This is a genomic window from Moorella humiferrea (genome assembly GCF_039233145.1).
Lineage (GTDB): Bacteria > Bacillota > DSM-521 > Neomoorellales > Neomoorellaceae > Neomoorella > Neomoorella humiferrea.
Genome location: NZ_CP136419.1, coordinates 2,194,961 through 2,208,662, shown reverse-complemented (window position 1 = coordinate 2,208,662; position 13,702 = coordinate 2,194,961). Strand labels below are relative to the sequence as shown.

11 protein-coding genes and 1 pseudogene are annotated in these 13,702 nt (G+C 54.1%); 10 read left to right on the top strand and 2 right to left on the bottom strand.

What is annotated here, in order from left to right; translation table 11 throughout:
- Nucleotides 1-35: 35 nt before the first annotated feature.
- A pseudogene (locus MHFGQ_RS11385) lies at nucleotides 36-1,193 on the bottom strand (DEAD/DEAH box helicase family protein); the annotation flags it as partial.
- 621 nt (nucleotides 1,194-1,814) lie between these two features.
- Here MHFGQ_RS11385 and istA point away from each other — a divergent pair.
- Both istA and istB read left to right on the top strand, forming a co-directional pair.
- A complete protein-coding gene (istA, locus tag MHFGQ_RS11380) occupies nucleotides 1,815-3,302 on the top strand; it encodes an IS21 family transposase (protein ID WP_106006222.1) in 1,488 nt (495 codons plus the stop codon).
- Entirely contained in the window at nucleotides 3,299-4,057 is a 759-nt protein-coding gene (istB, locus tag MHFGQ_RS11375; protein WP_106006221.1) for an IS21-like element helper ATPase IstB, read from the top strand. The genes istA and istB overlap by 4 nt, the downstream gene beginning before the upstream one ends.
- A gap of 617 nt (nucleotides 4,058-4,674) precedes the next feature.
- Here the strand turns inward: istB and MHFGQ_RS11370 are convergent.
- On the bottom strand, nucleotides 4,675-4,854 hold the full coding sequence (locus MHFGQ_RS11370) for a MerR family transcriptional regulator (RefSeq protein WP_343105557.1): 180 nt from the start codon (nucleotides 4,852-4,854) through the stop codon (nucleotides 4,675-4,677).
- Nucleotides 4,855-5,770: 916 nt separating this feature from the next.
- On the opposite strand from MHFGQ_RS11370, the gene MHFGQ_RS11365 reads away from it, so the two are divergent.
- From MHFGQ_RS11365 to MHFGQ_RS11330, 8 genes are all read left to right on the top strand, one after another.
- On the top strand, nucleotides 5,771-5,980 hold the full coding sequence (locus tag MHFGQ_RS11365; RefSeq protein WP_106006206.1) for a hypothetical protein: 210 nt from the start codon (nucleotides 5,771-5,773) through the stop codon (nucleotides 5,978-5,980).
- Nucleotides 5,981-6,031: 51 nt separating this feature from the next.
- A complete protein-coding gene (locus MHFGQ_RS11360; protein ID WP_146127173.1) occupies nucleotides 6,032-9,151 on the top strand; it encodes a S8 family serine peptidase in 3,120 nt (1,039 codons plus the stop codon).
- A 596-nt stretch (nucleotides 9,152-9,747) separates the two neighbouring features.
- Nucleotides 9,748-10,575: a GGDEF domain-containing protein gene (locus tag MHFGQ_RS11355; protein WP_106006204.1), complete on the top strand. Its 828-nt coding sequence runs from the start codon at nucleotides 9,748-9,750 to the stop codon at nucleotides 10,573-10,575.
- A gap of 33 nt (nucleotides 10,576-10,608) precedes the next feature.
- Entirely contained in the window at nucleotides 10,609-10,710 is a 102-nt protein-coding gene (locus tag MHFGQ_RS11350; RefSeq protein WP_245907900.1) for a sigma 54 modulation/S30EA ribosomal C-terminal domain-containing protein, read from the top strand.
- Between the two features lie 153 nt (nucleotides 10,711-10,863).
- Nucleotides 10,864-11,742, top strand: a complete 879-nt coding sequence (locus tag MHFGQ_RS11345; protein WP_211292939.1) for a tyrosine-type recombinase/integrase — start codon at nucleotides 10,864-10,866, stop codon at nucleotides 11,740-11,742.
- Nucleotides 11,739-12,134 (top strand): hypothetical protein, encoded by a 396-nt coding sequence (locus MHFGQ_RS11340; RefSeq protein WP_343105508.1) that lies wholly within the window; start codon nucleotides 11,739-11,741, stop codon nucleotides 12,132-12,134. Before MHFGQ_RS11345 ends, MHFGQ_RS11340 begins: the two co-directional genes overlap by 4 nt.
- 306 nt (nucleotides 12,135-12,440) lie before the next feature.
- Nucleotides 12,441-12,773 (top strand): hypothetical protein, encoded by a 333-nt coding sequence (locus tag MHFGQ_RS11335; protein ID WP_245907898.1) that lies wholly within the window; start codon nucleotides 12,441-12,443, stop codon nucleotides 12,771-12,773.
- 233 nt (nucleotides 12,774-13,006) lie between these two features.
- The gene (locus tag MHFGQ_RS11330; protein WP_106006203.1) at nucleotides 13,007-13,570 is read left to right on the top strand and encodes a Uma2 family endonuclease; all 564 of its coding nucleotides are present in this window, start codon (nucleotides 13,007-13,009) and stop codon (nucleotides 13,568-13,570) included.
- Nucleotides 13,571-13,702: the final 132 nt, after the last annotated feature.

Genomic DNA, 13,702 nt, shown 5'->3' with positions numbered 1-13,702 from the left:
CATTTTTCGTGTCTAAAATCCTGGGTCCATTATACTAGGCTATACTGGTAGGCCGGCGGGCGCCAAGTACCGCGCTCCGGATGCTCAGGATCAATAGCTACTTCCGGTTCCTCAGCGCAGAAGTAGGCGTAGGTGTCTACATTCTCATCTTGCTTGGGTGTTGCCGTCATTCCAAGGTGGATGGCGCTACCGAAGTGATCGAGGATCTCCCGCCACGTGCCCCAACCCGAACGGTGGCACTCATCAATGATGACCAGGTCGAAAAAGTCGCGCGGGAAGCGCTCGAATAGACGCACACCTTTTTCATCTGGACTCCACAGCGTCTGATAGATGCCGAAGTAGAGGTCGCGGTTGAGGTTGGGTGGGTGGCCTTCAATGCGGTAGCGTGGGTCGCTTGTGCCGTCAGCAAAGGGGGAAAAAACATTGTAAGCCTGGTCGCGCAAGACCACCCGGTCGGCCAAGAAGAGAACCCGGGCGGGGCGGTCGGGGTGGCGGAGTTTCAGCCAGCCGGATTTAATGAGTTTCCACACGATTTGGAAGGCGACAAACGTTTTTCCCGTCCCGGTCGCCATGGCCAAAAGCACGCGGCGTTGCCCGCGCATCAGTCGCTTAATAACTTCTCGGATAGCCACTTCCTGAAAATAGAAAGGCCCCCGACCACAAACGGATTCGGGGCAATAAGGATATAAAAGCGGGTTACCCTTCCACCGCTCTCCCGAAACGCTATAAGCTGCTCTCTCCTCCGCAACCTGGTATGGTTGTTGTGGCGATGTTAAACCGGTATTGAGGCTCCACCGTTGCCAAAGTTCCTCTGGTCGGGGAAAATTTGTTAGCATCCTGCTTGAGTAGGTGAAAAAATCGTACTCAATAACGGAGCGACCGTTCGTCGAGTAGGCGAATGCTAAGCCCAAATCTCTCGCGTATTCTTTAGCTTGTTCCAGCCCCGCTTCAGCCGGTTCACTTTCGGCCTTCGCCTCCACCACGGCAATGGGAAAACTTTCACTGATGCGAAGAAGATAATCTACTTTACGTGGTTTGCCGCGGTGAACCCGGTCACCAACGAGAATGATGCGTCCCTTTGTGTACTGGTAATCTCGATTATAGTAAAACTCGCGGGTGACTTTCTGATCTGTCCAACCGGCAGCTTTGAGTTTGGGTTCGACCAGCGTTGCCAGTGTATCCGCTTCGTTCATACCTTCACCCCCTCTTCCAGTGCATATCCCATCCCATATTGCGGGATCGCGGAGTCTATACGGTGCCCTCCAAAGGTGGTCTTCAAGACTCGAAAAATCCGATGTGTATCCCAGTCACACGTAACCCCGTTTTCGCTTAAATTTCACTCAAACAATTCTTCTAGTATCCTGCCTACGGATTTCCCCACAGACCCGCCGCCCACCTTCTTTGCAAGGGCCTATGGTACTCGGCTCGCGGCTTGGAATCGTCTAGTGGGCGGGTGAATGCGTGAAGAAATTTTGTCACTACAAGTTCTTACGCAATGCTTATAAAAACCTAGCCTGGTGAGAACGGCATAACTTTCAGGTTTAACTTTCGGAGAAACTTCTCCTCTTCAGATAAGGAAATGGGTTTGAACCTGAGAACGGTCCCTTCTGGCAAGTCAAGGTCGTATTTTCTCTTTTGAAGTCTAATTACAAATGGACACGATGCTTTATACCTCTGTCTGAGACTATCCGTATAAAAAATCCTTACTTGTAGATCGTAAAATAGAATTGACCCTAGATCGTCAAATAAAACTGACCCACCTAATCTTGTGATAAAATCCCCCCTGAGAGGGGGAGGAACAAGAGGTGGTCAGCATGTACAAATGGCAGCGCATCAAGGCACTGCATGCTCAAGGGGTCGGCATCAGGCAAATAGCCAGGGATGTTGGGGTGTCCAGGAATACCGTCAGGAAGTACCTGAAAGAAGCCGGCCCGCCCCAGTTTAAAGCTAGGGAGTACGTTAAAGAACTGGACAAGTTTCTGGAAGAAATCAAGATTATGCTTGCCAAGGGATATATCGGCACAAGGATTTACAAAGAACTGAAAGATAAGGGCTATCAAGGCTCCCTAGCCAGCGTCCACCGTTATCTTAGGTCCATAAAGGCAGAAGATAATGCAGCTAAATTAGCTACCACCCGGGTGGAAACCGGCCCGGGTAAGCAGATGCAGTACGATTGGAAGGTGTGGACGTTACCGGTAGACGGGAAGCCCCTGAAAATATATCTCCACGAGGTGGTCTTATCCTTTAGCCGGATGAAATTTTATACCTTCTCTTTAAGCATCACCACCGCCGACGTGATCCGGGTTCTGGTTGAGGCCATTGACTTCTTCGGCGGTTATGCCCCGGAGTTGGTGATAGACAACGGCAAGCAAATGGTCATCACCCACCAAAAAGACGGTATCGTCCGGTACAATGATGAGTTCCTCAAATTCTGCGGGCTATATGGCATCCAGCCTTCGGCTTGCGCCAACTACCGTGCCCGGACCAAGGGAAAGGTGGAACGCCCCTTTTACTATGTCCAGGAACACCTGCTACGGGGCCTGGAGGTGGGGGACTTGAACGAATTCGCTGTAAAGCTTTCCGAGTTCCAGGAAGCCTACAACAAGAGGCCCCACAGCAGCTTAGGCCGACCGCCGGAGGAGATGTTTGCCGAGGAAAAAGGATGCCTTCTCCAAATACCTGCTGTCGAACCGGCCTTCTTACACCATAAAGAACCCCGGAAGGTGAGCAATGACGGCTATATATCCCATGACGGCAATCTCTACCCCGTACCTATGCGCTACTGCTTAAGGAGGGTGTGGGTCGAAAACATCTACGGCCGGCGCCTGAAGGTATATGACGAGGCAGGTGCGCTTTTAGGGGAGTTCGACCTTGACCTTAAAAAACAAACCGCCCGTCCCCTTCACCCCGAACACGAAACCATCAACCGTCAATACCAGGAAAAGAAACTGAAACTGCGCTCGGCCCTGGTGGAGAAGTTTATCAGCGCCTTCGGCGAAGACGGCCAAAGGTATCTGGAAGGCCTGCGTGATAAGAACGGGGCCAACCTGTACTGGCACCTGGCAGAAATCTTAAGCTACCAAGACATATACAACCGGGAAGATATCATAGCAGCCATCAAAGAATGCTTGAAAATCGGCTCTTATCACAAAAACAGCGTAAAAAGGCTCTTAGAGCAGAAAGCAGTCGCCCCGCTTTCTTATACTTGTGACCCCGCAAGTGTCAATATGCCGCCAGGTAAAATCAAACGGGACCTCTCCTGTTATGCCCTAAAGGAGAGCGAGGTGGCGGCAGTATCATGAGCAACAAATTAACCTGTTATCTGGAAAATCAGATGCAGGCCTTAAAACTAAAGGGGATGCTCGCCCATTACCAGGAGGTAACAGAGAAGGCTTCGCAAAACAACCTCTCTTATACCGAATACCTCTCCCTCCTCTTTGAAGAGGAGTTAAAAAGGAAAAACGAAGGCACGGTCAAGACGAAAATCAATAAAGCACGTTTCCCCTTTATCAAAACCCTGGAGGAATTTGACTTTAGCTTTCAACCATCCATCCGGGAAAAAGAAATTATCGCTTTAGGCTCCCTGGATTTTGTGGAGAAAAAGGAGAATATCATCTTCCTGGGTCCCCCTGGGGTCGGCAAGACGCATCTGTCAGTGGCCTTAGGTATCAAGGCCTGCATGGCTAAATATCGGGTAGCATTTATCACGGCCCAGAAGCTTTTAGAAGAACTACTTTTGAGCGCCAAAGACGGCAGCCTCCTCGACAAGCTGCTGAGTTACTCCCGGCTGAACCTTTTAATCATCGACGAACTCGGCTACATGCCCGTAACTAAAGAACAGGCCAACCTCCTCTTCCGCCTGGTCTCCATGCGTTACGAGAAGGGGAGCATTATCCTGACCAGCAACTATAACTTCAACGAATGGGGGGAGATATTTTCCGACCAAGTGGTGGCTGCGGCCATAATTGACCGGCTTGTGCATCACGCCCGCATTTTCTATATTAACGGCACTAGCTACCGGCTCAAAGGTAAACTGAAAGCAGCCAACGACCGTTAATTCGGCAGCGAGACTATACCTTCATTCCCTTTGGCGCATGACTTGAAGCTTATTATTTTTGTTCCCAAGTGGGTCAATTTTATTTGCACATAGTGGGTCAATTCTATTGACAATCAACACTTACTTGGCCCTTCAATTGTTCTATACTAGGGAGAAACCGGAGGTTGAACCTCTTAGAACCCGGAAAATTCTTTTCATAAGATACTTCATCTGCGTTAGGCCAATACGGTATTTCTACCCAAGGGTTTGGTCCGTTACTTATGATTAGGGTAAAAAGATTTCTTTCTTCCCTGCCGTCCACCCACCGTATATATTCACTTCCGACCCATACCTTTACATCGAAAGCTCTGCCGAGGCCAACATTGTGGATTGTTAACGCAATTTCCGTACTAGAGCCATAGGTTATCGTGTGTTGGAGTAGAAAAGCCGGAGCCCACCTATGCGTTCGCTCTTCGCGTTGTAGGCGAACCATCTCGGCTGTTTCTCGGGCAAGCATATAAGTGTAGAAAGCTACTACAAATGAAGCAAAAACACTCCCCGCAGTAACGAATCCGAACCAATCCACAAAAGCCCGCCTCTTTTCCTTGCTTCGCAATTTTTGTAGTTTAGTCTACCACTTACCCCTGCAACGGCCCTTTTCTGAACGAGCACGCTCCTAGCAACGCCTCCACTTCTTCCCTCCTGTACCGCTTGTGGCCCGAGGGGAGGCGGACGGGGACTAGAACGCCCTTCCGCTCCCAGTTCCGGAGGGTACGAACGGTGACCCGGAAGATGTTGGCAACTTCGCGCGGCAGCAAGAGGTCTGCCTGGCTAGCAACCAAACCACATCCCTCCCGAAATTACTTTTATTCTACATTTTTCCTCGTCCTTCCTCCTTGACATGGGAAACTTTGAAGCACAAAAGCAAAAGGCAACTTATCGAGGCAATGTGCCTTGCCTTGATGAAAAAAGGCGTTCAAAAGGCAAAACTAGACCCGAAAAGTAGTGCTAAAGCCTAAAAAATAATCAAGGCAACACGAAAGGTTTATCCGCAGACTTAAAAGAATTAAAGGAAATTGTCGGTGGTATACGAGTTCGACAAATTTCCCCTTGACCTTTTTTTGCAATCCAATTATCTAATAAGAGAATAAGAGAATAAGAGAATAAGAGAAAGTACAAAACCCTAGAAGGGTACTAGGATTAAAGGTTAGTGTTTTACATGCCAATTTTAACTTTAATCGATATCAACCAGAAACTGCTTTAGCAACTCCTTTTTCAACCAGCCTTTCAATCTCGAGGGGTGTTAAAAACGTAAAGTTCTTCAGCGGGATCATTGTGGGAGAAACCACATTAGTGGCAGATCCTGTATCAACTGGGACGAAAGTGGTTGTCCACAATACCACGTCCTTTACTGTAGGAACAGCAAACCAAAATTGAGATGTTCTTAGGAACCTGACGTAACAGCAAGCTTGCTGAGCAAGCACCAATCTTTAAAAGGTTGGTGTGCAACTCCTTGCTGAAGGGAGAAACCCTAAAAGGCGTGCAGCCCGCGCGTAAGCGGTTGCCGTCAGGAACGGGGAGTAATCCAATTAACACTGAGGAGGTGTGGAAGGAATAGGATTGTCTCGTCTTCGGTTCTGCCGTACTTGTTCCAGAGGATACCTCAAGTTTTAGAACCCCAAATAAGTAGCCGCAACTTATTTACTGGGTATGTCGCATGGGGAGGCGTCGAAATTGAAGAAGAGGGTATATTGGGGGATTATAACAATCCTGGTGATATTGGCCTTACTTGGAACACAGGCATTTCCTGCTTTTGCAGCGGTGAGGGGGAGCGGGCCGCTTAACGGCGGTACTTTAAAAGACTACATTTTTGCGAACGAGAGGCTGAATTATGTTTCGGATGAAGTGGTCGTCAAGTTCAAAGAAGATGAAGTAAAAAAGTAAAGCTTTACAGCCGCAGCAGCGGATATTGCTTCAAAATACGGAGTGCTGGGCTTGAGAGTAGCACAAGAATTGCCCCAGAACGCCGCTTTATTCAAAGTGACATCAGGAGTACCACAGGCTATTGAGACACTTAAAAGCGACCCGCGAGTGGAATACGTTCAGCCTAATTTTATCTACCATTGCCGTACCAACGATCCCCTGTACTCCCAGCAGTGGGGCTTGGTTGACGCGGTCTACGGGGTGGGCGTTGAGGACGCCTGGCATTACACCCAAGGCTCATCAGAAATTATTGTCGCCGTGCTGGATACCGGCGTGGATTTCCACCACCCTGACCTCAAGGACAGCATGTGGTACGACCCCGCGACCGGAGCTGTAGGCTACGACTTCGCTTACAACGACCCCAACCCCATGGACTATAACGGCCACGGAACGCACGTGGCGGGCATCATCGCCGCAGCGGCCAACAACGGCTTGGGCGTGGCCGGAGTGGCCCCGGGGGTAAAAATTATGGCGGTGAAAGTCCTTTGGGATACGGGGCAAGGGGATACCGCTGCTGTGGTTCAGGGCATCAATTACGCCGTTGCGCACGGGGCGAAGGTCATCAACATGAGCCTCGGTTATGCGGGCCAGCCTGATCGTTTGCTTTACGATACAATTAAGGCTTACCCGAACGTATTGTTCGTCGTTGCCGCGGGCAATGAAGGGGCGAATAACGATGATACCTTTAATAACCCGGCCAGCTTTACCAAAGATTGGCCGAGCTACGGGATAACCGCTTTGCCAAATGTGGTGAGCGTGGCCGCGGTGGCCAGCCCCGATAGCCCAAACAAAGGAATGCTGGCGCAGTTCTCTAACTTTGGCCCCTCGTCAGTTACGCTGGGTGCACCGGGAGAAAGTATTTGGAGCACGGTGCCCGCTCCACCCGCGGGCGGCGGCGTCGCGCTGGCTGTTTACGGCGAAAGCGGGGACAAGGTTATGTTCTGGGGGTTCGGAGCAGAGGACATGGACGATCCTTCCGAGGGCAAGAGTACAGCTGGCGCAGTGTACGATAGCATCGTCCGGGTAGTTTACGGCTTTTTCGGCCTCACCCCGGCTGAAACCCAGACCAGGCCGCTCCTGGTGGTGGATGACGACCAGGCGGGGAGCTACCCTGTGGATAACGAGCACAAGCTGGTATTCCCTGAGGTCAGCACTTGGTACATGAACGCCCTCAGTACCGCCGGATACGTTTACCGCCTTTACACAGTGCCAAACGACGCTGACGGCCCGGCGGTTGACAGCAGCGTCTACAGCGGGGTCATTTGGTTTACGGGATACGCTTTCCTTAGCAACCCCGCTACGGCAAACTTCTTTGATCCAAACACATGGCACCCTAATCTTACGCAAAGTGACCGGAGCAACCTGACTCAGTATCTGCAGGCTGGCGGGAAGCTCTTCTTGGCAGGCCGCAGTGCTGGTTTCCTCATCGAGCAGGACAACTTTTATCACACCTTCCTGGGTGCAAACTTTGTCTACGCATGGGAAGGCCCCAGCGTCCTGGAGGGCGTGTACGATCCCATGACGGGGAAGCAGTACCCGCTAAACCGCGCTGTGGTGGGACGCTTTATAGACGTTTTGTTGCCCGCCAGTAACCAGGCAAAGGTTGTTCTAACCTACACTCCGTACGAGGCGTGGTCGGGTACTTCTATGGCAACCCCCTTTGTATCGGGTGGAGCGGCCTTGGGTTATAGTTTACGGCCCGACCTTTCCCCCGAACAGATAATAAGCTTTTTGAAGCAAGGAGTTACTCATCTGTCTGGCCTTGAAGGTAAAGTGGCCTCCGGTGGCACCCTTAACCTGGGCCAACTGCTGGCTGCAGTCAGCGCTCTGCCTGCACCGGGGAGCGGTAGCGGTACCGGTAGCGGAGGTAGTAGTGGAGGCACCGGAGACGGTGGAACTGGCGGTGCTGGAGGGGGTGGAGGCGGAGGTGCTCCGCCTCAGAGCAAAGGAGAAACCCCTGGCCTGGCCGAGATCACGGTGACCGGAGAAAAGCAGGAGGTCTCAACACACGATGGCAAGGTAGTTATGGAAATACCGGCTGGAGCTCTTCCGATAGACGCAAAGGTGTCGGTGAAACTTCTAGCCGATACTCCGGATAAGGTGCCGGCTGGTGCAGTTCCTTTAAGCCCGGTAGTTAGTATCGAAAGTAGCGCTGAGATTTCCGCACCGGTGGTCCTGTCGCTAAAGTTCGACCCGGCCAAGCTTGAAGGGCTCGACCCGCGTTGTGCGATGTTGTTCCGCCAGGAGCAAAACGGTTCGTGGGTACCCGTGGGCGGGAAACTCGACCGGAGGAACAACGCCATCGTTGTAGAACTCAATCACTTTTCCAACTATGCAGTCATGGGCCTCGCACAAACTTTCGGGGATATAAAAGGGCACTGGGCTAAAAACTCTATCGAACTTCTGGCGGCGCGAGGCATAGTACACGGTGTAGCGCCCGACCGTTTCGCGCCCGAAGAGCCGGTAACCCGCGCTCAGATGGCGGCTCTTCTGGCCAATCTCAAGGGCCTGGCACCGGTGACGCCGGCTGCACCTACCTTCCGTGATGTTGATCCTGCTTCCTGGTACTACGGCGTAGTGGAGGCAGCAGCCATGGCGGGCCTTATGAAGGGCTACCCGGACGGCACCTTCCGGCCTGAAGATACCATTACCCGGGAAGAAATGGCAGCCCTGGCGGTACGTCTGGCGGGATTAAAAGAGGTTGCCGAAGAGGTGCCGTTTGAGGATAAGGAGAGTATTTCTCCTTGGGCGCGGGCAGCAGTGTCCACCGCTTATGCCCGGGGGCTGCTCAGAGGAGTGTCTGCTAATCTCTTTGCACCTCAGGGTGAAGTAACCCGGGCACAGGCGGCGGCTCTGTTAGTCCGGTTGGCGGAGAGGCTCAGGCTTTTTGAAGTAACAGTTGAAGTTACGGGGACTCTCACCTGGAGCACCGTGGAAAAACCTCACTGGGAGATTCAGACAGAAAAAGAAAATTACGTACTGTTGATTGACCCGGGGGACAAAACTGTAGTGAGATTGCTCAAATCCTTAGAGGGCCAGAAGGTGAGCGTGACCGGTTACCTGGTTGAGGAACCGAACATCTACATGCGCGGTCCGGTTCTCAAAGTCTTAGAACTAAGACTTGGGGAATAAAGGAAGCCTATAAGAGGGCTCGGGGTCTAAAGCCTCGGGCTCTTTCTCTTGTTAAGGACAATGTCTTCCAATATTGCTACTTAGTTCTCCCCCAGGAAAAGGCCTCTGAAAACATCGCGCGGTCCTAAGTCATAAGAAAACTAAGTCGCTACGGGGTAAGATACTCTCGCCGGATTACTGGAAAATGTCGCGCCCGCCGTCAAAAACCGTGCTCCTGGTGGAAGGGTCGACCCTCGACAGGCTGACCTACAAGGCCGTGCTGGAGGAAAGGGGCTACTCCGTGGAGGAGGTCGCTACGGGCCGCGAGGCCCTGGTAAAGCCGTCTCCGCGGTGTACGCCGTCGTGGGCTGAATCTCCGCCTCCGGGAGATGAGCGGCCTGGGGCTGCTGGAGACCCTCAGAACCCTCCCCGGTTAACGGGCGGTGCCGATCGTCGTCCCAGCCGGAGGGGGTGACGCCGCCCTGGGCAGGTGGGCCGCGGAGCGGGAGAACACGAGCTGCCTGCTCGAACCCTTCGGGGCTGAAGACCTGGCACTTTGGTGGACAGCATTATCCGTCACGACCCAGAACGATAAAGCACGGTTGAGGAGATAAATAATGGCACTCGAAAGGATCCAGGTTGTAGACTGGCTGCGCGTGGCCTGCAAGGCCAGCAAGCTCGTTATCTATTTAGCTTCCATGATCTGGCTGGCTTGGTTCTCCCGTAGGCCGAGGCCCGGCTGCCAGGGAACGATGCTCGCAGGCATGATGACCGGTCTTGCACTCGCCCTGACCGGGCTGTCGGTAGACCTCCTGGGCGAATTTTTCGCAATCCCCTACATTGTAAAGAGAGTGGTCGGAGAGCTTATACTGTTCAATTTGGGCACCTTCCTCATCGCGTGGTCGGCGGCTACAATGCTCACGGAGCTGGCCCGGGCCTCGTGCAGGTACCAGCACGAGGCCGAGCGGGACCCGCTCACCAGCCTGTACAACAGGAGGGCATTCTTCAGTGCCGCGGAGCGCGCGTTTGCAAAGGCCCGGTCGTCGGGCCGCATCCCCGCCGTGGCCGTCCTCGACCTGGACGGGATGAAGGCGATCAACGACACCTTCGGCCACCAGTGCGGCGACGAGGCACTGAAGCAGGCCGCAAGGGCGATCCAGAAGAGCGTCAGGGAGGGCAACGTGGTGGCCCGCTACGGCGGCGACGAGTTCGTCGTCCTCTTCCCCAGCAAGGGGCCGCGGGAGGAGACCTTGCGGTCCAGGCTGGACAAACACCTGAAGGCGGTGTGCTTCTCGGGTGAGGAGATACCCTTAAGCCTCTCGGTGAGGCTGGCCCGGTTCCCGGCGGACGGGGAGAGCGTGGACGCCCTGCTCGCCGTGGCCGACGCCAGGATGTACGCTGATAAAGAGGCCAAGAAGAACAGTAAGGGAGGCTATCGGGTGTAAGGGAAGCCGTACCGTAGAAGAACCTGTGTGGACATGATTTCCTTGTTTTTTGCCAATGCCGAGACGGAAAAGGTGAATGTCCTCTACCGCCGCAAAGACGGCCAGTACAGACTTATTGAACCAGAGTTCGATTAAAGGGAGAGTCCCGAACCCTACCCCTACGAATTTACTGTCGGCAGCCCCCGGGAAGAGCAAACAGCTCTCACGGGGGCTCCTGCGTTTTAAAGACTGGAAAGGCCAACTCCAAAGCCCCAAAAACGTAATTCCGCACAGAAAGGAGTGATTGCCGTGACCGAAATCTTCGACCGCTACCTTTCCTACCTCAAAGAAACCGACGCATCCACCCACACCGTCTCCGGCTACCGCAAAGACCTGCGGGCTTTCTCTGAGTGGTACCGGGACACTTACGGGGAGGAACCGGAGCCAGAGAAGATGACCAGCATCGACCTCCGCGAGTACCAGTCCTGGATGCGGAACGTAAAGGGCCTCAAGCCCAACACCGTCAACCGCCGCATGAAGGCCGTAAAGTCCTGGCTCTCCTGGTGCGTGGACCGTGGCCTGGCCCCCAGGCTGCCGGACTTCCCCAGGGGCGTGCCGGAAGCCAAGGGCGCGCCGGAGGCCCTGGACAGGGTCGAAGTAAACAGGCTTCTGCGGGAGGTGGAAAAGGAAGGGAACGCCAGGGACGCCGCCCTGGTGAGGCTCATGCTTTCCTGCGGGCTGAGGGTGTCCGAAGCCGTAACCTTGCAGGTTGAAGACGTGGACGTGGGGGAAAGGCACGGGGTGATAGTGGTAAGAAACGGTAAAGGCGGCAAGTACCGGGAAGCACCGGTTCCTCCGGCCGCCAGGAAAGCCATCAGGGAATGGCTGGCCGTTCGAGAGAAAAAGCACCCCGGTTCGCCCTGGCTCTTCCCGGGGGCTTGCCCGGAAAAACACCTTACCGCCTGCGCCGCCTGGCGGGTGGTGAAAAAGTACGCCTGGAAAGCGAGGATACCCGATTTGCACCCCCACACCTTAAGGCACACCTGCGCCACCAACATGCTGCGGGCCGGGGCGAACCTGGTGGAAGTGGCATCTGTCCTGGGGCACGCCAGGCTGGACACCACGGCGGTCTACACGAAGCCGTCCATGGCCGAGCTGGCCCGGGCGGCGGAAAGGGGGGAAGTATGATGTATGGCAAGCCGACCGCCATCGAAAGGCTCCTGAACGCGGTCATCGCAGGGAGCTTCTCCCTGGCCGGGAGCTTCTTCATGGTGGACTTCAAGGCGTTCAAGTCCTTGCCCCTGAGCGTGCGGCAGCTTGCGGCCCTGGCCCTGGTTGTCGTCCTCTCCCTCGTGCTGGCGGGCGCGCCGGCCGGGTGGCTGGCGAGAGGCTTCGCCTGGAGGACCATGCTCCCCTTCGGGCTGGCCTGCGCCGGGGCCTACCTCACACCGGCGCTGGCGTGGTTCGCGGGCCTGGAGCCGGCCTGGCCGATATGCTGGCCGGCGGCGTTCGCCCTGGCCTTCGCGGGGAGCTGGGCCGGGCTGGGGCTGCTCCTGGGGCGGAGGCGCGGAGAATCATAAAAAAGTCCTGCCGAAAGGCGTGCTTTAACGGTCTGAGAAAAACTTTCACACACACTTCCTGGATGGCTGCAGCGTTGGCGGCCGGCGGAACGTGGGCGCGGGAAAAAATTTTTTCCTGCGCCTTTTTTTATTTTTTAGGGGAAGGGAAAGCCCCAAAAAAATCGAAATAAAGGGGGACGGAGATGTACACTGAAAGAAAGCGCCCAGGGGAGAATGGTCCCCGGGGAACGAAGGGGGTAACGGAGGTGCGCGTAGTGTACGCCCAGCCTTTATCCCCGCTGGACCTTCCTGGAAGTCACGGCTGCCATGGGATACCTGGCGCAGCTCATTGTCCAGGTTTACCCCCGCAAAGCCACCACCGAACACCTTATCCAAAAGCGCCGGGACAAAGTCTACCTGGATTACCTGCAGAATGTGCGGGGGCGGTCCATGGCCTTTCCCTACAGCCTGCGGCCCCTGCCCGGGGCCCCGGTTTCCACCCCGCTGACCTGGGAAGAAGTGGCGGAGAAGAAGATTGCCCCCGGAGATTTTAACATCCATACCATCCGGGGCCGGCTGGAGAGGTACGGCGACCTGTACCGGGACCTCCTGGAGCGCCCCAATGATTTAACACCTTTGTTAGAATTAATAGAGGATTGATGGGCCGAGCCCTGCTAAACTTTGGCCAACGGGCAGTTTATGTTGTATTTTAGCGACATCGTAGGCGGTAAAAGAATGGCAAACCGAACTTAATCCTATGGGGAAAAAGCGATCTTAGCTAACCGAGCTGCCGGAAGCGGGTACCCTTATGCTTGTTTACGTGGCAATTTTCGGATAGAATAAAGAAAAAACTGCCAGTAAAAAGGACGCCAAGGGAACGGAGGTGCAGGAAAATGAGCGCAATTCTGGCGGAACTGGCGGCGGGCCGGGGACGGTACACTTATGAAGATTATTGCCGCCTCCCGGAGGGGTCACCCTATCAGCTTATCGGGGGGGAACTGGTAAGGACACCTTCGCCGACACCCTATCATCAAATGGTATCAATGAAACTGGAATTAAAAATGGCGGGTTTTGTCCTGGAAAAAGGGCTGGGCATTGTTTTAGATGCACCCCTGGACGTCTACCTGGATGAAACAGAGACCTATCAACCGGATATAATTTTTATTTCCAAGGAAAGGTTATCAATTATAGAGGAAAAACGTATCAACGGCGCCCCGGACCTGGTGGCGGAGATACTCTCCCCCAGTACGGGTTATTACGACCTGCGCAGCAAGTACAAGGTTTATGAAAAGAAAGGCGTCAGGGAATATTGGATTGTCGATCCCCAGCATAAATCGGTGCAGGTTTTTTTAAGGCAGGAAGGAAAATTTGTCCTCGATCAGGAAGCCGAGCAGCAGGGGACGGTAAAGTCGTGGGTGATAGCTGGCTTTGAAGTCCAGGTAGAAAGTATCTTCTAAAATTTATCCTCAGTACAGCCTTCATATACCGGCCCGGGGGCCGGATTTTTATTTTAAGCACGGTGGGGCGGCAATGGAACTGGCTCACACCGGCGTATTGCCTGCCTACCGGGCGGAGATACTACAGGCAAA

What these genes read in the sequence shown, in the direction of transcription:
- istA (WP_106006222.1), top strand. Translation starts at nt 1,815, where the DNA reads ATGTACAAATGGCAGCGCATCAAGGCACTGCATGCTCAAGGGGTCGGC.
- istB (WP_106006221.1), top strand. Translation starts at nt 3,299, where the DNA reads ATGAGCAACAAATTAACCTGTTATCTGGAAAATCAGATGCAGGCCTTA.
- MHFGQ_RS11355 (WP_106006204.1), top strand. Translation starts at nt 9,748, where the DNA reads ATGGCACTCGAAAGGATCCAGGTTGTAGACTGGCTGCGCGTGGCCTGC.
- MHFGQ_RS11350 (WP_245907900.1), top strand. Translation starts at nt 10,609, where the DNA reads ATGATTTCCTTGTTTTTTGCCAATGCCGAGACGGAAAAGGTGAATGTC.
- MHFGQ_RS11340 (WP_343105508.1), top strand. Translation starts at nt 11,739, where the DNA reads ATGATGTATGGCAAGCCGACCGCCATCGAAAGGCTCCTGAACGCGGTC.
- MHFGQ_RS11335 (WP_245907898.1), top strand. Translation starts at nt 12,441, where the DNA reads ATGGGATACCTGGCGCAGCTCATTGTCCAGGTTTACCCCCGCAAAGCC.
- MHFGQ_RS11330 (WP_106006203.1), top strand. Translation starts at nt 13,007, where the DNA reads ATGAGCGCAATTCTGGCGGAACTGGCGGCGGGCCGGGGACGGTACACT.